Consider the following 21,176-nt stretch of genomic DNA (forward strand, 5'->3'; position numbering starts at 1 on the left):
TGTTCGAAATGAAGAAGTGGATTTCGGATTTCAGCCTATATATGCGATGGAATCTGAAATCTAAGAAGCTATGAATGAGACTAGCTGGGTAGGAATTAGAAGAACTAAGTTCGTATCAATGATTAATAAGTATTGAGACTTTATCTTTTAATGATGGGATCATGTTTACTATCCTTCTCTAAAACATGCACCCCAAGTAATCTTCTTGAGTTGACCGCATCATCTATCCGATCCCATTTTCTTTGGTTTTCTGAATAGAATTTCCAATAATCTAAAAGCAGTTCATCAATCTTTCTGTCTAGGTTCTGTAAACCGACTGGATCATTACAAAATGAATATTGGTTTCCCCATCCCTTCATGACGTTATTTGCCACACTCAACGTTTCTATTAAGGTCAACTTCTTTTTTAGCAGATGCTTTGGTTGATCCATTGCTACCTTACTTTTGGTCAGAATTTCACTAACACTATGTAATAGTCTTTCTTTCGATTTCGGGTTTGGTCTGATTTCACCTGGACGGATCTCACAACCCAAAAAATCAAATCCACTCTTGATGTATCCCTGCTCTGCTTTGTCCTTGTCTTTAAATGGATCATAAGCGCTTAAGCCAAATTCGGCTAGGATTCGTTTTCCACTTTCGAATGCGGCGACAACCTTTCTCTTATTGGGTCCTAGGATAAGAAAATCGTCTATATATCTGAGACATATTACCCCACGATCATTTAATTTACTGTCAAATTCTTCTAATAAAATATTCCCCATTATTGGTGAGAGACAGCATCCCTGAGCAACTCCTACTTCATAGATGGGGAAGGCATCAGCTTGTTTCCCCAATTCGTCAAGGTTCTCTAATTCGGTTTGAACTGCTTCCTGTATTAAGTCGTTGAACTTCTGATCGGTTATAACACTCTTAATCTTCTCGAGAACTATGTTTTTGGGTACTTTGGTAAAAAACCCTTCAATATCAGAGCAAATAAAGTACTTTGCCCCATTTCTTATGGAGTTGTAAGCGGCTTTTACTGCTCCAGGAACTCCTAATCCTTTTCCCTTGATTCCTCCAAAACTTGTAGGAATTTTATAATAGGGGTCTAATGCCTTTTCATCCTGTAGGACATTGAGAATAGCTCTCTGAACAATTCGGCTTTCAATCGTGGATATAACAAGAGGGCGGGGAGCTTTCCTCGGTCGTGGGATTGGGACACCGATTGATGGTGGAAAAGTAAATTTCTCTTGCCGAAGGAGGCGATTTATGCGGTTGAGATTGGTATCTGCCTTTTGTTGAAATAAATCAACTTCATCACGTGTTTGCTTACACTTCGAAGCACGACCGTTCTCATATACAGTAGTCCACGCACTTCTTAAATTTTTCGGACCATGGACTTTTGCATATAGAGATTTGAGCTTAATTTTTTTGCCTTTGCTGAGCTCCCACTGGCAAACCTGAGCTCAGCTGTCGCAAAGATGTCAGACACCAGTGGGGGTTTCAGCATGTGGCGGTGTTGCCCCATGTGTACTCACCCAACCGCCCTCCACTCGTGGAGAGTCAGTGCATCCTCTACTTGCCGCGGCACCTGGAGACGGCCCGCTGAGAAGGGATGCCTGGGCTAAAGCAAGTAAAACAGAGAACACAAATGTGACGGATAGGAAGTGACCCAAGCTCGCACGTTTTTGCATGTACGACCTGTCACTGGGTCTTCCTCCAGTTTACCTTTTTGGGGACCACTTTCAAGTCCGCCACAAGCCCTGCCTCTGCCTTCAAATAAATGCTGTCTACCGTCCAGTGATATTTCAAAGCTCCGGTGATATTTAGCACAGCCTGGCAAAGGCTGCATTCAGTGGGGGTTTCAGCATGTGGCGGTGTTGCCCCATGTGTACTCACCCAACCGCCCTCCACTCGTGGAGAGTCAGTGCATCCTCTACTTGCCGCGGCACCTGGAGACGGCCCGCTGAGAAGGGATGCCTGGACGCTATTATTTTTTAGATAACCATGTTCAGAAGATAATCAAGAGGCCAAGACTGATATTGACGTGAAAGATCAAATACTAAAAAACTTATAAGGGAAAACTGCCAGGCTTGTGGACCAGAAAAGGGGGTGGAGCAGCTGATATGGAGCTATCAGTTGGAGAGAGTAAACTGTTTTTTCTGATTCTCAAGAAAGAGATTTACTCTTTCTCGTGAGCTGTAATTAGGGTCTGTTATTAACTTATCACTTAGATCACTAAGAATTCCTTTCATTCTTCCTTTATCTTTTGCTTGATGTTCATTAATAAAACTTCGAACTGAATTAATAACTTCATCAGGTAGGCTGTGAGAGATGTTAACTCCTAATAGGTTAGGGAAAATATTCTGGTAGACCTCTTTTATGACCTCAGTATGAGGAGCCAATGAAATATAATTGTAGAGAAAATCTGGACGCATGTAACAGCTCACTGAATATTTGTTTGAAAAGACCTGACAAACAGTCCTATGTGTTACTTTGTCACTTGATAGCCACCAAGTTCGGTAGCCTGACCAATTTTGGTGGCTCATTTCCCTATTCTTTTCCCTGAGTGCAAAAATAGTCAAAATAAGTTTTGCATCGTTTGAAGCTCTATGTTTATCCCTTTTTTCTTGCTCGAGTGCCGTTGTTAACTGGGTTAGTTCAGTTTTGTCGATATTAATGCCAGTGCTTTCTAAAGGAACGAATTCCACACCGAAATTTTCCTGTAAACACAACAGCAAATCCCTGTTAAGGTTGGCTAGGGTTGGGTTACAGAATTTGTCTATAAAATCATTAAAGGTGGAAATATTATTTTTTAGTTTTGAATAAAAATACGCCCTGATCAAGATTTCCTTGATGTAAATAATGGTTATATCATCGTCATATAATTCTTCACTGTCTTTGAATTCTTCTTCATAATTATTAATAATTTTCTTAATGTGAGCAGCAAGCTCATTTAGTATTGTTTCATTAATTCGAAGCTTTACCCCTGCGGCCTTAGCTCCACTGAGTAGGTTCCAATATCGTCTATTCTGTTCATCAAGACATATTTCAGATAAAGCGGGAATTAATATAGAAGTACATACATACACATCTAGTTTTGATGCCATTTGTGTAAAAAAGAGTGAGACTTTTGGCTCACATTGGAGCAAAAATAGCAGCATGTAGGTATTTGCTAGGCATTTAAGATATTCTTTTTGTTCGGTTGTCCCATGGTACACGAGATTGCGAATTGTCAGTAACAGAGCCTTTTTAACTGATTGCTTATTCTTCAAGATTACCCGACTTTCATCTACAACCTCTGAAATCGTTCCGTAAAGATCCTTTTCAAATGCCTCCTTGCTATGCCCAGTACTTACTAGGTCTGAAAATTCTAACCCTTGCCTATAAAATAATTTATTTAGAGTCTCATTGATCAGGGAAACTGCATCCTGGATTCTTACATCATCTGTCCTTAAATACTTCTTAAGCTCTGGGACAATGCTCTCACGAAAGGATTTATGAAGTGCCAAATCTCTAAGATTTTTATCAGTTAGTTCTTTGCGTGTTTCATAAGGGAGACAATATCCATTGTCTTTTGTGTGATACTTTATTTTTCTTTCCGGTTTGGAAGAAAGAATTTGCAGTCTATCATCTATTTGGGAAGTCAGAACTTTAGGTTGGAATTTTAAATATTTCCCAATTTCCTTGATAATTTCCTCTCGATTTTTGAGGATGTTTTCGTCTGGATCAGTTCCCTCCAAAGCATAAAGTATCAAGGTGTCAGCCAGAACTTGGTCTAAATTTAATGCATCCTTTCTCATATCCCATTGCTGCCTAAGAAAAACATAGAGGCGCGGATCAGAGACAAGATCACCTATTTCGAACCCTGCCCCAGGTTTTTGAAACTCATGCAAATAGTTGTTTTTAAAGACCTCATAAGCATTCACTGTTGCAGGTGAATTGTTGACATTAGCGCCAAACCATAAAAGGTCATAAACTTGCATTGGTTTCTTATGTTTATCCGCGAGTTCATCAATTAATTTATCTTTGTCTTTGATCTCTTGGTTTGTAACGTATGTGAAGCGATCAAATTTAATATTGTTGTCCTTTAACAGTTTTACGGACCCTGAGGCTTTTCCTTCCCCATCTTTCTCAATCGAGAACTGATATATTACCTTTTGATTCCCTTCTTGATTGAAAACATGGTCAAGTCCATCTATGCCTTTGTCTCGTATCCCCCCAGCCGGAACAAAGGAATACCCCAATCTTCCTGAAAGAAAGTTCTTAGCAAAATCTTCAAATACGAACCCATCGTCGATATGTCCTAGAGCACACATACAAGCTTTGGGATCTACACCGTTCATCAATTTGGTCCTTTAGAATAATAAAAAGGGTAGTTTTATATTTTTAAAGAATATTTCATATTCTTTAGAAAATCCATGCCTTAATCCAAGAGTCATGGAATGGCCAATGTTTAGCTCAGGACTTTAAAGACAAGAAATAGGAGGTTGATTACATTCATGACTGGGATGCCCTTCGAATACAACAAAGAGCTTTAAAGCATATATCAGAGTGGTGGGGCCCATGGGAGAGCTCGACGCCGGAAAACAGGTCTAAAACAGGTTTTATGGGAGGGGGGCTACGGGCGGAATCCGCGTAAGTGGTTGAAAAATATGGTGGGTCGTACAGGGATCGAACCTGTGGCCCGCTGATTAAGAGTCAGCTGCTCTACCAGCTGAGCTAACGACCCACCTAGAGGTTATTGAAAAAGATCACCAGCGGCGTTCTCGTTGCTTGTGCTTCTCGACGTACAACCCGTACGCCTCGAAGCTCTCGCTGCCTGCGGCCTTGCTGGATGAGCTTTTTGAATAACCCCCGATTAAAAGAACTGAAGATACTTAATCAGCTTCGTTCTCGTTGCTCATATGTGAAGTTCGTGAAAACTCTTTCTGTGAGTCAAACGATGTTTCAGAATAGATGGCGCGCCTGGCAGGATTTGAACCTGCGGCACCTGGCTCCGGAGGCCAGTGCTCTATCCACTGAGCTACAGGCGCAAATCCTTTCTCTGTATGGAGATCTTTGTCAGATTCTCCTGCCTACTTTGATAGCAATCAATCAAGAAAAATGTAACGCTAGCATGCTTTTCTTGCCGATGTCCAGGCAGTTCCGACATTCGTGTTAGTCGCATGACGGAGGGGGCTCGGTCGAAGCTCTCGCCTGTTCAATGACTCCTGTAGACGCTTGAACGACTTCTGGCGGCAAGTGAAGAATATCGGTCAGGATCAGCTCGACTTCCTTCGGGGTCATGCCATTAGAAGGCGCAATAAAGCGTTTACGCGCCACTCGCCGTTCCTGGGGGTCGTCTGGCTCATAATAACCCAGGAGTTCTCCGCTTTGTGTGGCTTGCGTGAGCCGTTGCTTCCATTCGTTGACGGTTTCAGCGTTCCATGATGCGGTTTCTAGATTCCCTTTGAAGATTTCAAGCTGCGTCCAGACGGCCCATCCGACAAAGACGGCCCATGTTTCGTTTAAGACCTCCCAGGCATCTTCTTTGGAAAGAAACCGTAATTCCGTGGCGGCCTTGCGTTGCCGTATGGGGTTGATGCGGACAAACCGGTAGTGGCACTGCAATTGTTTATTGGCGAGAGCCAGAATCTGTTGCGCGGTTGGTGAGAGTGTTTGTGGGTCTTTGGCGGAAAAGAGGTAGTCCAGGTACGCATGGAACAATTCATGGTAGAGCAGGCCCAGGTCGTGGTGGGTCATGCGATTGAGGTTGGCCAACACGCCGCCCGCTTTGTTGAAGGAGAGCCGCATGTTGAGGATCATGCGATGGTCTTCCGGGTGATATTCCGCGGCATACGTCCGCAGGTCTTCGAAGACCACCGTGACGAATGTTGGGTCAATCTCTTTGAGAAATTCCGTGGGAAGGCCGCGGGCTTCCGCTTGTTCGACGAGCGCTGGCCATGGATGTTGCGACTTGATGTGAGCGGATGCGGCATCATTGGCCCAGGTGTTCGAAACGCATGCCAGCATCAATATTCCTGCGATGATGATCGTCCTGATGGTCGATTGCGTGTGGTTGTGTGCCATCGGCTTAACTCCAATGATAGGCCTGGTCTTCTTCGATGAGGTTCCAGGTTTCCATGAATGATGGTGGGATGTCATCGAGGAAGCGTGATGGCTTTGATAACACCGATCCCGTCATTTTGTCATAGACGTTTATAGGATACGTTAAAAACAGCTCTTGTTTGGCCCGGGTGACTGCGACATACAAGAGCCGACGTTCTTCTTCGACTTCGTCGTCAGCGAGGAAAGAATAGGCCGAGGGAAACCGTCCATCGACCAGCCAAATCACGAACACGCATCGCCACTCCAGGCCTTTGGCTGAGTGGATGGTCGAGAGGATGAGCCGTTCGTCATCACGATCGGGGGCGTCCACGTCGATAATACTTTCATTCGGCGGCTCCAGCGTGAGATCGGCTAAGAAGTCGCTCAATTGCTGGTAACGTTCGGCCATGATGCTGAGATGTTCAAGATCCCGGATGCGTTTCGGGTAGTCATCGTACTGATCCTTGAGTATGGGAAGGTAATATTCCAGCGTTTCGCTGATGAGCTCTGTGGGGCGCGGGGTATCATGGCCGGCAATATTTTCCAGCAGGGCGGCTAACTGTCTGAGGCCATGCGCGGATCGTCCTGTTCCACTTTTCAGCACTTCATAGGGTTGCGTGGTGATGAGCAATGAGGCGATTAGGTCCTTGGCCTTTTTAGGGCCAACGCCTTCGATTAACAAGAGGATACGGTTCCAACTCACCGAATCCAGCGGATTGTGCATGACCCGCAGGTATGCCAAGAGGTCTTTCACATGAGCGGTTTCGATGAACTTGAACCCGCCGCGCTTGATGAATGGGAGGTTACAGCGGGTGAGTTCCAGCTCGAGATCAAACGCGTTAAAACTGGATCGGAAGAGCACGGCGATCTCATCGAGCCCGATGCCTTCTTCTCGAAGCTCTAAAATTTTTTGGGCGATGAATCGGGATTGCGCATTCTCGCCCACGGCTTGAACGAGAACGGGAAGTGGCCCGTCGGTTTTTTTTGTGAAGAGTTCTTTCGTATATTTTTCAGGCGCGTTGGCGATGATGCCATTGGCCAATTGGAGCACGGGTTGCGTGCTGCGATAATTTTCTTCGAGCTTGTAGATGGTGGTGTCGGGAAAGAGCTCAGGAAACTCCATGATGTTGCGGAAGGTCGCTCCGCGAAAGGCATAGATGGATTGCGAGTCATCGCCGACGACCATCACGTTGTCATGCGTGGCGGCTAGTTTGCGCACCACATCGGCTTGGAGCCGATTGGTGTCTTGATATTCGTCGACGAGGATGTACCGGAAAATTTGGGAAATATTATGACGCGCCGTGTCGTCCGTGTAGAGCAGCGTGCGGAGTTTGACGAGTAGGTCGTCATAGTCGACTAATTGCCGCTGTTGCTTGGCGGCTTCGTAGGCCTGGTGGAGCTTCGTGAGTTCCTCGAGAAACTCGGCAAAGTGCGAATAGTCGTTTAGGAGAATCGTGTCGACACTTTCCAACGTATTGGCGCTTTTGCTGTATAAGTCCGCGATCGTGCGTTTTCGTGGAAATCGTTTTCCGATTTCATTGAGTCCGAGTTGTCCGCGAAGAAGATTGATGAGATCTTCGGAATCTCCGCGATCGAGGATCGTGAATCCAGGGTCGAGTCCGACCGCGCGTCCATAGCGTCGCAATAAGATATTGGCGACTGAATGGAATGTGCCTCCGGCGACTTGTTCGCTGCGTCCCCCTATCAGGTGTCCTACGCGGTCCAGCATTTCCTGGGCGGACTTGCGCGTGAACGTCAGAAGCAGGATGGACGCAGGGTTGATGCCGATATCGATCAAGCGGGCGACCCGGTAGACGAGCGTTCGCGTTTTGCCGCTTCCGGCCCCGGCAATCACCAAGGCTGGGCCCTCCACGGCTTCGACGGCTGCTAATTGTTGTGGATTCAGCTCTTCGGCGTAATTCAGAGACAGGGTGGGGCTGGGACGTTCGACCGCGGGACGCTTGAGGACGTAAAGCTTTTGGCCGGGTGCGGTCGAATCCATAAATACTCGTGAATCGTCGTCCGTTATTTGTGTTCCGTGAATGGTTTTTGGGGGGTCTTACGAGCAACGCCTCACGGATACTGCGATACGTTTTTCTAGCATACGAGTTCCGGGGTTGCAATGTTCAGTTCATCGAGCGTGGGGCGCCCTTGGACAGGTTCCGAAAACATAGGGTATAATCCTCAGATAATCTTCAGCAGAGAAGGAAATCATGATGAAAGGCCCCGATACGTACAAACCAGTCTTAAAAGACCTTGCCAATACCATGCTCGGAATATCCCGTGAGTCCGTGTCGCTCATGAAGCGAAGTGACCAGCAACGTTCGCTCAAGCTCACACGAGGCCAAGAGTGGGAAATCTATCTGGAATTCCTCCGCGTACAATTTAATCTAGTCGACCGTCTTTCGGCCTTTCATATTCCCCTTCAAGATCAACCCGAATTCATGAATAGTTTAGAAGATAACGTGACGACCGAATTACGTGCCGTACTCACGCCAACGATGAGTGCCGCGGAAGTCGATGATATGGAGGTCACGTTAGCTGTTGGAAAAACGGTAGCGGAGAGTCGACAGATTTATGAGCGGTATAAATTTGTCGTGACTGAGCAGTCTAAGGAGCGGGATGCATTGTTTCATGCATTTGCGGCTCGTGTCGCCGATAAAATGGGAGCTGGAAAGAGCGATGGCCTAGCCTCCGCAGCCTTTCTCTGCGCAAGTTCCGTCGTGCCAGCCTTATCGAAACTTTTTGAAGACGCGTCGAATCCACCGTCGCCTGCTGTCAAAACGGAGGCTGTCGAGGCGGTGGCGAGTGCTGTGTCGGATGAGCGGTCAGCCAGTGCGGAGTCCAAGAGTTCGGCCAGCGCAGAGTCCAAGAGTTCCGAAGGCGCGCAAATCATCAAACTCGTTCGCGTGATGTCTAAGATTTCCGGGGAAGAGGTCGATTCCTGGTGGGGAATTCACCCGCAGTTTCAACGAGACCTTCAACCTCAAGAGGTCAAAGAGCTGGCAAAACATATGAACCGGGTCACTCGCATTATTGGTGAACGATTCGCCGTGGTTGCCTCTCTCGCGCAAGCGGGGAGTGGCAGTGACCAGCCTGTCGGAAATGCCTGATGTTGAGAGTCCTCCTGCCCTGAGTCAATATATTCTTACTTCGACACCTTGTCTGTGTCTGTTCGCCTTGTCAATCACGGTGTGCGTCAATCTATCGCCTAATCTGTCCCAATCGTTCAGTCAAGTGGAGGGCATGTTGTGAAAATTCTTTTTCTCCTCGTTGCCTTTGTCATGGTGTTTGGGTTTGGGTATTACACGGGACAACGTCCTGAAGAAATTAAGCAGAAAATACGTGAATTTTCAGGAGAGGTCCTGAAGCAGACGATAGGCTTTGATAAAGGGTTTTCGGTGCGGCGGGACTTTCTTCAAGCCAAGGCCAGACTTATCGAGGGGAAGTCACAGTTGTTAGACGGAAATTATAAAGAGGCCGCAAAGGAACTCGGACAAGCCTTTGACCATTTAGGACAAGCACAGACTGCCGCGGGAGATGGACATGCGGGAAAGCAGGTGGAGAAACTTATGCATGAGATCTTGGAAGCCCAATTACTACTAGCCAAGGGCAAGCAAGTTTCCCGAGAAACGTTTAATGCCTTCCAGGAAAAGCTTGATTCGCTCCTTCCTTAGGCGAATCAAGCCATGTTTCGGGAAGTTCGTACCCTTCCCCGCTGAATATCAACAATGACAGGATGCTTCCAGTCTAAGCTGCACTCACGGGCTGTTTTTTCCAGGCGCTGAGCATGCGTTCAATGCGCATTTGCACGACAATATCGGGATCTTTGAGTAGCGGTTTAATCGCATCCCGTCCCCTGGGGTCACCGATTTTTTCTAAGGCGGCGGCCGATGTTAACCGAATCCACCAATCTTCATCCTTCAGTTTTTCAATCAACGGTTCAACCGCAGCAGGATCTTTAATTTCTCCTAACGCCAGGATGGATTGCTTTCGAACAAATTCGTCTTTGTCATCCAGGGCTGAAATTAATCGTTCGACGGCTGGCTGGCCGAGTTCGGATAGTGCCCTCGTCGCGTCGTCTTTAAATTCATCATTCTTCAGCATAGACATGAGTGGGTCGAGGACCCGCTCATCATTAATTTTCCCCAGTGTTTTAATGGCGTACTTTCTGGAATCCCAATCCCGTAGATATCTCAATAAGAGCTCGACGGCAGGCGATCCGATCATGGCAAGGGCTTCAACCGCCGCTTCTCTGACCTGCCAATCGCCATCGCGCAAGCAGCGAACGAGCGGTTCAATACATCGCTCGTCTCCCATTTCTCCGAGAGTAATGACGGCTTCTTGCCGAACGACCCAGTCTGTATCCTGTAACAAATCAACCTGGATGTCGATTTCATCTTTGACTTTCTCTTCTTCGAGTTCTTCTTCGCCTTCCTCCTCGGTCCCTTCTTCTTCCGCACTGGCCTCGACGGGGTCAGTCTGATCTTCTGCCGTCACTGCGTCGGCGACTTCATCCACGAATTCATCGCTGACTTCTGTGGACTCTGCGGAAGTCTCTATCTCTTGTGGTTCTTCTTGGGAGTCTTTGGTTTCATCGCTCATATTCGTCATCCTTCCTTTACCCGGTGCTGTTCGGTGAAATGCCCAGGTCTGATAGAGACCGGTATCAAGGCTATCGCGTTACGATTCTTTTTTGGAAGCCTTTTTCGCAGAGGCCCTGGCTATGCGAGCCTTGGCGCTGCGTACTTTTCGTTGAATGCGTTTTAAACGTTTTCGAAGAGCTCGAACCGCTTCATCGCTTTCTGAACTCTCGTTGCCAGTCTTTTTGTCGTGAATTTTTTTACGTAAAATCTGTTTGTCTTCATCGAGTGACCGAGTCGCCATAGGATAGTCGTGCTCCCTTACGTCAGGATGGTGAATAGCCTTATTATTTAAGGAGTCTAGTCAAGGGCTTGGAGGCCTGTCAACATTGCGAAAATTCTCTGGTTTTTGATATTTAGCAGGGTAAAGAAAAACCCCCGTCCTACACTGAGGACGGGGGTTTTAGTTTTAGACCTAGATACGGTTCTGACAATCAAGAACAGGACTAGGCATTCTTGATTGACGTCTTGATGTTACTTCTTGCAGAAGCTTCTTTCGTAGGCGATGACTTTCCAGGTTTCTTCATCGTTGATCGCACTTGGGTTCAAGGAGACCATTCCGGTTCCTGGGCTACCATGTTTGATGATCCAGAACATTTCGCCGTCTTTTCTCTTCTTGTGGAACTTGCAGTTCGTGAAGTCACGTGGTCCAGGGTTTAAGACCGCTCCGGCAGGACCATCGCCTTTTCCTGACTTACCATGACAGTTCACGCAAGTACCTTTGCCTTCGAAGATTTTCTTTCCTTCAGCAATAATCTCAGGGGATGCTTTGTCAGCTTTCTTGTACAAATCCGTTTTCATCTTCTTGGCCTCGCCCCGTTGATCCGCAGGGACTCGGGGTTTGAGCGGGTCCTTCTCTGCACCAGCGATGGCCATTCCGGCTGAAAGAAATACTGCAGCAGTCAAAAACGCAGTCGCACGCAAAAAGAGCTTCATGAAGACCTCCTTAACATTAAAAAGAACAAGCGTTAGCAAATATTTGCATTCCACCACAATATCAGCTGTCAGGGGGATAGACTGCAGAAGTGGTGAGAAACTTAAAAGCTCACCAATATATCAACCATTTTTTCTTGATGTCAAGGTAAGAGTGAAAAGATCTGTAATTCATTGTAAGATAAGAGGAATTTTTCATTTTTTCCTGTAGAAACGCTTACTGTTGATAGGTGTAAATTACTAATTATTAATTCTTGCAAAAAGTCCGGATATAGGGAATGACGATCCATGCTTCATTCTCAGAAATCGAGGGGACCATGGGAGGCATTGGCCAGCTGCCAAATTTGATGACATAGAATAATTCCCCATCCGTCCGCTTTCGTTGAAACCGACAATTCGTAAAGTCTCGAGGCAAAACCGGGAGAAAGCCTGCTGAAACGCCGTCGCCTTTTCCGGTTTCCCCATGGCAATTCACACAAATACGTTGATAAATCTTTTGCCCTTGCTCGAGTAGCGATTTTTCCACATGTCGTGAATTCTCGAACATCGGGGCTTGAAGATTTCTGTAATGGGTGCGATGTTGGATAGGGACTCGGGGTTTCAGGGGTCTACTTTCAGGTGGTAATGCGTGAACGGAAGTCCAGACCAGTGAAAGGAACGCAATGAAAAGTATCCTAATGAGGGTAGCTTGAAGCTTGCTAAGCATCTAGGGAGTTAAGACGACTTCTCTAACGACTTCGCCAGGTTTACCGAAAGGCCCTCGGGGTTCTCCATTCAATCGAACGGTCGCTCCAGCCGCGTTTCCCAACGTCAGCGTGAATTGTTGTCGAGCCTCCCAGGTCGCGCGTTGTCCGGGTTGGAGGAGCGCTTCTTTGGGACTCGCGTCATCCGATTGGACGACGACCCACGTCAGTTGCGTCGCTTCTATCTCAAGGCGAATGGGCTCCGTCGAAGCCGGTTGCACGAGTTTTGGCTGTTCAGGTACCGGAGGCGGTGGCGGAGGAGGAAGAGCCGCAGATACTCGTGGCTTTGGCGGTTCAGCGACCGGGGAAACTTCTTCCTTCACTTGTGTTGATGAATTTTTGGATGCTTTTGATTCTGGTTCAATGCGAGCCGCTTGGGAGACAGGCGAGACCGGGTCCTTGGGTTGACGATTGGAGGGGACGCTTGCTTGATCTGCAGGAGCAGGCGTCGGCGAGCTTTGCTGTTCTTTGGGCAAGAGGAAACCTAAGGCCACAATGATAATGATCGTGACGATGATCACCACATTGCGATTGAGTTTGCCGCGCTGTTCTTCCTGAATTTGAAGTTGGATTTGCTGTTGAGCCTGTTGTCCACGATGATAGAACTCATGGGAACTTTCCGAAAAGCGGCGAAGGGCGTCTTCTTCGCTAATGTTGAGTGATTTCGCATATGTACGGACGAATCCACGGGCAAAGACTTGTTCCGGAAGTGCTTCGAAGTCCTCATCTTCCAGCGCTTGAAGAAATTTCGGTTGGATCCGTGTCAGAGAGGCTACCTGATCCAGGCTAAGGCCTTGGGTTTCCCGGATCTTTTTGAGGTATGGCCCGATGGACTCGAGCGTGGGCATCGTTGTGTCGCTTGGCCGATCAGTCATGAGTCAGTTCTATGGAATGCGAACACCCGATATACGACGTCTTTATCGAGAGAGACAGCCATGAACGTGCATGCCGGGTTGGGTAAGTTTCGTTGATTTACGAAAGATCATCGAAATGTGTGAGCCGTTTAAACTCTCGAAAGCGATCATCAATTTCTTTACGATCCAGGTCACGCAGGCGATCCAAGCTGAAGGCTTCGACATTAAATGAAGCCATGACGCTCCCAAAAATGATGGCTCGCCGGAGTCCCTCATCGGTCATATCTCCCGTCGAGGCTAGGTGTCCCATGAAACCTCCGGCGAATGTGTCGCCCGCTCCCGTGGGGTCTTTCACCTGTTCTAAGGGAAAAGCCGGCGCACCGAACACTTGATCCCCGGTGAACATGAGGACTCCATATTCCCCTCGTTTAATGATCAAGTGTTTGGGGCCTTTGGCCAGGATTCGTTTAGCCACTTGCACCAGGTTCGGGTCTTCGCCCAGCGCACGTGCCTCGCCATCATTGATGATTAGGATATCAATCTTTTCCAAAACTTGCCAGAGAGCTTCACGTTTTCCGTCGATCCAGAAATTCATGGTATCGCAGGCGACGACTGATGGACGCGTGACTTTTTGCAGGACATCCATCTGGAGCTCTGGATCTATATTTCCGAGGAACAGCATATCAGGATTACGGTATTGTTCTGGAATCTTCGGTCGAAACGTCTCGAGGACGTTGAGGTGCGTTTCGAGGGTATGGGCCTCATTCAGTTGATATGTATATTCGCCTTTCCATCTGAATGTTCGTCCGTCACGTCTTTCAAGTCCATCCAAATTCACCCCCCGACTCCGAAGAAAGGCAAGATGCTCTTCAGGAAAATCTTCACCAACCACGGCGATCAGATCGACCTCTGTGAAAAAGCTGGCGGACGTGGAGAAATATGTCGCAGACCCTCCCAGTACGTCATTGGCCTCTCCAAATGGGGTCCGTACCGTATCAAATGCCATTGAACCGACTACTAATAGTTTTCCCATAATTCGCTTTACCTTTTTGGTGTTTGGGGTTTTCCCCATTGCCGTGAAAAGAATACATGAACGCGTTTTTTTGCCGCTGCCGTGATGGCTTCAGGTGGGGTGACGAGGGCATGCTCCAAGGCTGTCTGACAGGAGCACTGTGGATTTTCAGGCGCCAGGCGCAGCGACGCTTTAAGTACGGCTTGAGCGATTTTCACATTCTTCTTCATGATGTTGAGAATCGCACCGACCGATACCGCCTCTTCAGTCTCATGCCAGCAATCGAAGTCTGTCACGAGGGCCAGCGTGGCATAACACAGTTCGGCTTCTCGAGCGAGTTTGGCTTCGGGAATATTGGTCATCCCGATGATATCAACTCCCCATTGCCGATAAAGTCTGGATTCGGCTTTTGTCGAAAATTGGGGGCCTTCGATGCACAGGTACGTCCCACCTCGGTGAACAATCTGGCCCACTTCTTGACTGGCTTTTTGGAGGGTTGAGGACAGCGCGGAACAAATCGGGTCGGCTAAGGACACATGAGCTACCAGACCTTGATCAAAAAACGTGTGTGATCGTTGGGTTGTCCTGTCGATGAATTGATCAGGGAGAACGAAGTCTCCAGGCTTAATAGTTTCTTTCATACTGCCCACGGCGCTCACCGAAAACACTTGCGAGACACCCAGCGATTTCAGTGCATAGATGTTGGCGCGATAATTGATTTGAGAAGGTGAGATGGTATGGCCCTTCCCATGGCGAGCCAAAAAGGCAAGGCGCTTCCCTGCGATGTTGCCAAGGACGATCCGGTCAGAGATTCGCCCGAACGGCGTCTGAGGTCTGACTTCTTGAACTTGTTCCAGACCTTCCATCTGATACAACCCACTACCGCCGATGATCCCGATGTCGGCCTGAAGTTTCGTAGGCATGAGTCACATCCTCTTAGCGCATGCTGGTGGTCATGAATGTGTGTGTGACGGCACAGCCTCAAGGTTTTGAGGCGCGTTGTCGTGAAGGTGAGTCAGGAATCCTTGAATCACCTCCAGGGCTCGACTCGCTACGTCGGTCGCTGATTCGTGCGCAGCGACGTTCAACCACTGCACGGACGGTTCTTTCCGGAACCAGGTTATCTGACGTTTTGCAAAGTGCCGGGTATCCCGTTTTAATATCCGGACCGCTTCTTCGTAGGAATACTCCCCCATGAGGTATCCGGCCATCTGTTTATACCCAAGGCTCGTCATGGAACTGAGATGTCGATGATACCCCTCGGCGAGTAACCGTTGTGTTTCGTCGATCAAGCCTTTCTCGATTTCCCGTTCAACTCGGTCGTCGATGCGTTGGTACAGATGTTCGCGCTCCATCCGCAATCCGATGACGAGAGCATGATACGGGGCCTCCTGGAAATTATGCTGTTGATGAGCGTCAGAAAGCGGTATACCGAGAGCGTGGTACACTTCCAGCCCACGTTGGACTTTCACATAATCATTCGGATGTAATCGCCGGGCCAAGGCTGGGTCGACCTGGGAAAGTTGCCTATGGACATAGGCAGCTCCTTTCTCACGGGCTTGGAGATCCAGCTGTTTCCGTAAATCCCAGTTCGCTGGTGGCCCTGTCCAAAGACCATGCAGCAACGTGCGAATATACAGCCCTGTTCCTCCAGCGACCAATGGAATCTTCCCATGTTTATGAAGACCCTCAATCATATGTCTCGCATGCTGCCGGTAATCACCGACGGAAAAGTGTTGATCCGGGTTGACTAAATCAATCAATCGATGCGGAATGCCCTGTCGTTCTTGAAGCGTGGGCTTATCCGTTCCTATGTCCATGCCTCGATAGACTTGGCGGGAATCTGCGGTCAGGATTTCCGTTTCTAGTTCTTTGGCGATTTCTATGGCTACCCGGCTTTTGCCGATTGCCGTGGGGCCCATGAGTACGATCACGGGTTCTACTGGACGTATGGAAGAGTCCGAAACCATGGTAGGTTGTAACACAGGTGAAGGCCGATTCTCATGCACGGCCGAAAATTTTATCCAGTTCCTGTGGAGAAAATCGTAGCGCGACTCGCCGGCCATGGGGGCAGGTCATCGGATTTCCTTCTTCAGCCCAATCGGTCAGTAATCGCGTGATTTCCGGTTCATTCATGGGGCGTCCAGCTTGGACGGCGCTTTGGCAGGCCATCGAGGCGAACACGGGGCGAACTTTGGCGTCGAGCGAATCGTGGGACTTCCATTCTGCGAGGTCATCCAGGACATCTTGGATCAGCGCGCTATACGGCATTGTTCCTAAAACCGATGGAACCGCGCGAATGACGAAGGAGCGTCCTCCGAACGGTTCGATTTCCAATCCAAGCTTGGCCAGTTCTGGGACATATTCAGCCAGAAGGTCGCATTGATGGGCGGGAAGATCGATGGGTTCAGGGATCAACAGCGGTTGAGTCTCGATCTTCTGTCGTTGCCAGGCTCTCCATAAACGTTCAAACAGCACTCGTTCATGTGCCGTGTGCTGATCAACGATTTGTAATTCTCCATTCACTTGGGCGATCAGGAAAGTTTGACGCACCTGTCCGAGTGAAACAATTTGTCGTTCATCGGACATGAGGGAATAGGTGGGACGAGTTTCTTGCGACGTCGCAAGTAAGGGATCTCTCCCGGCTTCTGTGGCGGTTTCAAGTGTATGGGGCATGAAAAGGGATGTGGACATGTTTTTGTCAAAAGGACGATCTGATTGACGATAAGAAGACTGCATAACCCCATGGGTTTCCGCCGATACGGCTGGCCCCGGGTGTCCCTCGGCTAGCGTTACGCCAATATTCTCTCTCGTTTGGGCTTTGAGTGGTTGTCGGATCGCGGCCTTGATGACGGAATGGACCACGTCCGCTTGGGAGAAACGAACTTCTCGCTTGGCCGGATGGACATTCACGTCGATCGCGGCAGGAGATATATTCAGGAAGAGTGCGAAGACCGGATGTTGCCCTTTGGGTAAAAACGAACCATAGGCTTCGTAGGCGGCATGGGTGATCGTCGTATTCTTCACTGCCCTTCGGTTGACGAAAATGTCTTGGGGGGTTCGGCTGGATCGAGTATGGTACGGACTGACCGTGAGGCCAGTGACATGAATGCCTGCCTGATCAAAGTCGAGTGGAAGCATTCGGTCAATCAAGCGGGTGCCGTAGACTTGCACGAGGCGATCTGCCGCCGTCTGTGTATTGGGATAATCAAAGACCGAGTGATCGTTATGGAGCAATCGAAAGTGGACTGCGTGATGTACTAGGGCAGCCTGTTGAACAGCTAAGCAAATTTTGGAGAATTCTGTTCCCACGGATTTTAGAAATTTTAACCGTGCGGGTGTATTAAAGAACAAATCCTGGACGTCGACTTGAGTGCCTTGTGGGGCGGGACTTTCTCGAGAGGACCATGTTTCTCCTCCTTCAGAATACAATTCTGTCCCCACTGTGAAATCAGATGACTGCGTGAGAAGACGAAACTTCGAAACAGACGCAATACTCGGAAGCGCCTCTCCTCGAAATCCCAGGGTTTGGATGTTCTGTAAATCGGATTCATCGCGAATCTTGCTGGTGGCGAACCGCTGGCATGCCAGTTGGGCATCATCGGGGCACATGCCTAGTCCGTTATCGGTAACCCGAATGAGTTTTCGTCCCCCTTCTTTGATCGTAATCGTCAGCATGGTGCTGCCAGCGTCCAGACTATTATCGATGAGTTCCTTGACGACTGCCGAAGGGCGTTCGACGACTTCTCCTGCGGCAATACGACTTGATACGGTTTCGGGCAGGATCTGAATTTTAGGAGAAGAGTTGGCGTTCACGATGATTGATGGTCTGTAGAAGGGCTGGCACGGGCTATGTTAGCGGGAAGGGGTGCTCATGGTTTTTACGACCCGGATCTGACCCAGATCACTAGAGTTTCTCCAGTTGCTCTTTGGCCAAGGAGGCTTCAGGCGAGTCTGGATGTTCGCCAATGATACGATTCCATAGTTCTTTGGCCTGCGATTTATCCCCGGTTTCTTTCATGACGAGGCCGAGTTTGAGCAGGGCGGTGGAGACATACTTACTTTCAGGGTAGTTGGTAAGAATGTGACGCAAGGCCTTGGTCGCGGCATCGTATTCTTTCCGGATGTAATGTGAGTCGCCGAGATAATAATAGGCTTGAGGTGTCAAAACTGCGGTGGGGTATTGTTTTAAGAATCGGCTGAACTCTACCGTCGCCCGTTCGTATTGACCATTCAAGTAGACTTTGTAAGCTGCACGAAATACTGAAGCTTGGTTGTTGGAGCCTGCCTTGCCTTGGCCATTGACATGATTTTTGGAAGAATCATCTTGGGGAGAATCCTGTTGATCTCTGGGTTCTGAGAGCACGACGGGTTTCGATGGGATTTTACGCTGCTGTTGAAGCAAATTGTCGATGCGAGACTCGAGGGCTTTGGCTCGGATCGAGAGATCTTGATCGCGGCGTTGGGCCGATGCTCGTGATTGCTCTATCTGTTCTCTAAGGCGCGCACTCGTTCGCTCAAGTTTATCGAGAAGGTTGCGGGTGTCGACGCTGGCTTCTTCCTCTGTTTTTATCAATTCACCGACCAGAAAATCATGCTCATCAACTTGTGACTCTAACGATTCGATCCGGTTCAAGTATTGCTGTTCGCGCTTTTTGAAACTCTTCTGATTCGCTTCTAATGTCTCCACTTGTTTCTTTAAATCGGAAAGATTCAGTTCTCCCCCGCAACCGCTTAACCCCGCGATAAAACAGAAGACCAAGCCGAAATTGCAGGGATACTTTATGGCGGATATCATAAAGGATCTACGCATTTTCCTACCGTCAGTAGTTGAAAAATAACCCTCTTTGATCAAGTGTAACAGGAGAAAGAGGAAAGAGAAAGGGCGAGTCTGGCCTCCCTGCCCAGTGCCCCTCTGTCTCGATAGAGACAAAGAGACTTGGACGGTTGGCTAAGGGTTGTAGCGATATTCGCGAATCTAGAAGATTTTGTTACTTTTTGCTCGTTGCCCGGCTGCTGAGAAGATTAACCCGCTTGGCTAGCTCAGCCAGTCTAGACTCATGTTGATCAACACGTCCCCCAAGTTTGGTGCCAATGGTGTTGACCACATCTCGAAGCTGGTTGAGAGTTTTGGTTAATTGGTTCAAGTGTTCGACATTGGCTTCAGCGGTGTCGGACGAGGCTTGATTGGATTGGAATGTCGTGAGGGCCTGATTGAGTTTCCGGTCTTGAGTCTCGATTTTCGAGCGAAGGGCTTGGTCGACCTTTTCGAGTGCTGTGGCTACTGATTGGATGCCATCATTCACTTGTGTGAGATGATTGTTCGTCGCTTGCGCATCGGCATCCAGTTTTCCGACCAATCCAGACTGATGGACTTCAAGTTCTTGAAGCCGGTTATTGAGCTTTTGTAAGGCCGTTCGCATTTCGTTCGAGACTTGAGACGTCGTTTGTACGGTCGACAAGCTATTTTCTATATCGCTTTTGACTTGTTGTAACGCTTGGATCTCGTTCGATAGTTTCGTGATATGTTGTTCTTGATTATCGAGCCGACCGGCTAACGTTGAGCTGGTCGTCTCCAGGGCCCGCGCGACAGAGCCCAGACTTGAATTGACTTTGTCGAGGTGGGTGGTCGTTTGCCGAGTATTGGCTTCGACTTGCTGAACGAGATCCGTCTGATGAGATTCGACCACGTTCAGACGTTCGTTTAATCGTCCAGATTCTTGCATGAATTTGTCGCCTCGTTCCCCTAAGAGTCCTCCGACGAATTCTTGCTTTTCTTTGAGCGAGATCACGGATTGTGTCAAATCTTGCAGTTGTGCGATGTTTCCTTGAGTTTCACTCGTGAGGCCTTGGAGTTGATGCTCTGCCGAGTCCAGGCGAGTGAGCAAGGGGCGTTGCTGATCGGCCATCGTTTCCGCCATGGCATTCATGCTCGTCTTGACATCTTGCTCTAGGTATGTCCGCAAGGCCTGCGTATCCGCATTGAGCTTCTCTGTCAGCGTATTCACATGGGTCTCTAGTTGACTCAGACTCGTTTCCAGGTTAGCTACTTGCCCGCCGACAAGCGTTCCGGATTTTTCTAAGGCGACTCGTATTTGTCCCACAGACCCCGAAACATCTTGAATATTCGTCTTCTGGGTTTGCATCTCCATGTCCAGGGATGTCAATAGCGTTTCAAGTTCAGACAATCTGGTATCTGTACTGGTGCCTGTCGTGTGTATTTCAGCGATTTTTTGGTCTACCTGGTTGCTCAGTTCCGTGTTGGCTTGAGTGGCACGTTCCGTTTCCTGAACCAATTGATTTCCGAGGCCAGCCATTGAATCCTTGAATGAAGACAGCGAGGTTTGAAATTCTGAGAACTGTTGATTGCGTGTTGTGCTGTCCTGATCAATCTGTTGAATCAATGAAGTTAATTGATCTTGAGTCGTAGAGAGTTTGCTCTCTAACTGCGTGTTTTGCTCTTTGGCGTGAGTTTCGAGTTCTTGAAATCTTGTATCGGACTGTGAAGTCTGGGCATCCAGGTCTTGCCGGAGTTTCGTTAAGCGAAAATCCGCTTCTTCCAGATCTCCGGTCAGAGTGGTGAGGTCGGCTTCTCGCAAGGCTTTGAGCTCTTGCCGGATTTCTGCGCGTGCGCGAAAAAGATCTTTCATCGCCGCGTCCTGTTGTACTTGAAGTTCCTCGGCTTCCTTGCGATTTTTGGAGATGATCGTCTCAAGCTCTTGCTTGTCTTGGTTGAGCTGCTTGATCTGATTCTCCAAGTCTTTTTGCACTCTTGCCAGATCCGCTTTTTGTGCCACACATCCAGAAAACAACAGGGCCCAGCCGACGATGGCAATGCTGGCTAAAAAGGACGAAGGTTTCGAGCAAGGTTGATGGAATAGTTTCAGTGTGTTCATCCAATTCATCATGCGTATGGGTTACT

17 protein-coding genes and 2 tRNA genes are annotated in these 21,176 nt (G+C 48.4%); 2 read left to right on the forward strand and 17 right to left on the reverse strand.

Annotation, left to right across the window (positions count from 1 at the left end; translation table 11 throughout):
* Window positions 1–140: 140 nt before the first annotated feature.
* The 6 genes from MRJ96_06965 to MRJ96_06990 form a co-directional block, all read right to left on the reverse strand.
* Window positions 141–1,136 carry a reverse transcriptase domain-containing protein gene (locus tag MRJ96_06965; GenBank protein MDR4501175.1) on the reverse strand — a complete coding sequence of 332 codons (996 nt, stop codon included), beginning with the start codon at window positions 1,134–1,136 and terminating at the stop codon, window positions 141–143.
* A 978-nt stretch (window positions 1,137–2,114) separates the two neighbouring features.
* The gene (locus MRJ96_06970; protein MDR4501176.1) at window positions 2,115–4,325 is read right to left on the reverse strand and encodes a hypothetical protein; all 2,211 of its coding nucleotides are present in this window, start codon (window positions 4,323–4,325) and stop codon (window positions 2,115–2,117) included.
* Between the two features lie 310 nt (window positions 4,326–4,635).
* Window positions 4,636–4,711, reverse strand: a tRNA-Lys gene (locus MRJ96_06975).
* A 228-nt stretch (window positions 4,712–4,939) separates the two neighbouring features.
* A tRNA-Arg gene (locus MRJ96_06980) sits at window positions 4,940–5,015 on the reverse strand.
* A gap of 124 nt (window positions 5,016–5,139) precedes the next feature.
* Window positions 5,140–6,051: a hypothetical protein gene (locus MRJ96_06985; GenBank protein MDR4501177.1), complete on the reverse strand. Its 912-nt coding sequence runs from the start codon at window positions 6,049–6,051 to the stop codon at window positions 5,140–5,142.
* Window positions 6,052–6,055: 4 nt separating this feature from the next.
* On the reverse strand, window positions 6,056–8,071 hold the full coding sequence (locus tag MRJ96_06990) for an ATP-dependent helicase (protein ID MDR4501178.1): 2,016 nt from the start codon (window positions 8,069–8,071) through the stop codon (window positions 6,056–6,058).
* Window positions 8,072–8,282: 211 nt separating this feature from the next.
* On the opposite strand from MRJ96_06990, the gene MRJ96_06995 reads away from it, so the two are divergent.
* Complete coding sequence (locus MRJ96_06995; protein ID MDR4501179.1) at window positions 8,283–9,182, forward strand: hypothetical protein; 900 nt, start codon at window positions 8,283–8,285, stop codon at window positions 9,180–9,182.
* A gap of 138 nt (window positions 9,183–9,320) precedes the next feature.
* Window positions 9,321–9,746, forward strand: coding sequence for a hypothetical protein (locus tag MRJ96_07000; protein ID MDR4501180.1), 426 nt, complete (start codon window positions 9,321–9,323; stop codon window positions 9,744–9,746).
* 73 nt (window positions 9,747–9,819) lie between these two features.
* Here MRJ96_07000 and MRJ96_07005 read toward each other — a convergent pair whose 3' ends face one another.
* The 11 genes from MRJ96_07005 to MRJ96_07055 form a co-directional block, all read right to left on the reverse strand.
* Window positions 9,820–10,674: a HEAT repeat domain-containing protein gene (locus MRJ96_07005; GenBank protein ID MDR4501181.1), complete on the reverse strand. Its 855-nt coding sequence runs from the start codon at window positions 10,672–10,674 to the stop codon at window positions 9,820–9,822.
* A 78-nt stretch (window positions 10,675–10,752) separates the two neighbouring features.
* Window positions 10,753–10,956, reverse strand: coding sequence for a hypothetical protein (locus MRJ96_07010; protein MDR4501182.1), 204 nt, complete (start codon window positions 10,954–10,956; stop codon window positions 10,753–10,755).
* 230 nt (window positions 10,957–11,186) lie between these two features.
* On the reverse strand, window positions 11,187–11,702 hold the full coding sequence (locus MRJ96_07015; protein MDR4501183.1) for a c-type cytochrome: 516 nt from the start codon (window positions 11,700–11,702) through the stop codon (window positions 11,187–11,189).
* Window positions 11,703–11,892: 190 nt separating this feature from the next.
* Window positions 11,893–12,171 (reverse strand): c-type cytochrome, encoded by a 279-nt coding sequence (locus MRJ96_07020; protein ID MDR4501184.1) that lies wholly within the window; start codon window positions 12,169–12,171, stop codon window positions 11,893–11,895.
* 180 nt (window positions 12,172–12,351) lie between these two features.
* Window positions 12,352–13,263: a DUF4115 domain-containing protein gene (locus MRJ96_07025; GenBank protein ID MDR4501185.1), complete on the reverse strand. Its 912-nt coding sequence runs from the start codon at window positions 13,261–13,263 to the stop codon at window positions 12,352–12,354.
* A 97-nt stretch (window positions 13,264–13,360) separates the two neighbouring features.
* Window positions 13,361–14,275, reverse strand: coding sequence for a PfkB family carbohydrate kinase (locus tag MRJ96_07030; GenBank protein MDR4501186.1), 915 nt, complete (start codon window positions 14,273–14,275; stop codon window positions 13,361–13,363).
* An 8-nt stretch (window positions 14,276–14,283) separates the two neighbouring features.
* The gene (mtnP, locus tag MRJ96_07035; protein ID MDR4501187.1) at window positions 14,284–15,177 is read right to left on the reverse strand and encodes an S-methyl-5'-thioadenosine phosphorylase; all 894 of its coding nucleotides are present in this window, start codon (window positions 15,175–15,177) and stop codon (window positions 14,284–14,286) included.
* A 30-nt stretch (window positions 15,178–15,207) separates the two neighbouring features.
* Window positions 15,208–16,188, reverse strand: a complete 981-nt coding sequence (miaA, locus tag MRJ96_07040; protein ID MDR4501188.1) for a tRNA (adenosine(37)-N6)-dimethylallyltransferase MiaA — start codon at window positions 16,186–16,188, stop codon at window positions 15,208–15,210.
* Between the two features lie 67 nt (window positions 16,189–16,255).
* Window positions 16,256–18,070, reverse strand: a complete 1,815-nt coding sequence (mutL, locus tag MRJ96_07045; GenBank protein ID MDR4501189.1) for a DNA mismatch repair endonuclease MutL — start codon at window positions 18,068–18,070, stop codon at window positions 16,256–16,258.
* A gap of 91 nt (window positions 18,071–18,161) precedes the next feature.
* Window positions 18,162–19,052: a tol-pal system protein YbgF gene (ybgF, locus tag MRJ96_07050; GenBank protein MDR4501190.1), complete on the reverse strand. Its 891-nt coding sequence runs from the start codon at window positions 19,050–19,052 to the stop codon at window positions 18,162–18,164.
* Window positions 19,053–19,245: 193 nt separating this feature from the next.
* Complete coding sequence (locus MRJ96_07055) at window positions 19,246–21,162, reverse strand: hypothetical protein (GenBank protein MDR4501191.1); 1,917 nt, start codon at window positions 21,160–21,162, stop codon at window positions 19,246–19,248.
* Between the last annotated feature and the right edge of the window lie 14 nt (window positions 21,163–21,176).

Source organism: Nitrospirales bacterium (assembly GCA_031315865.1).
GTDB lineage: Bacteria > Nitrospirota > Nitrospiria > Nitrospirales > UBA8639 > JAGQKC01.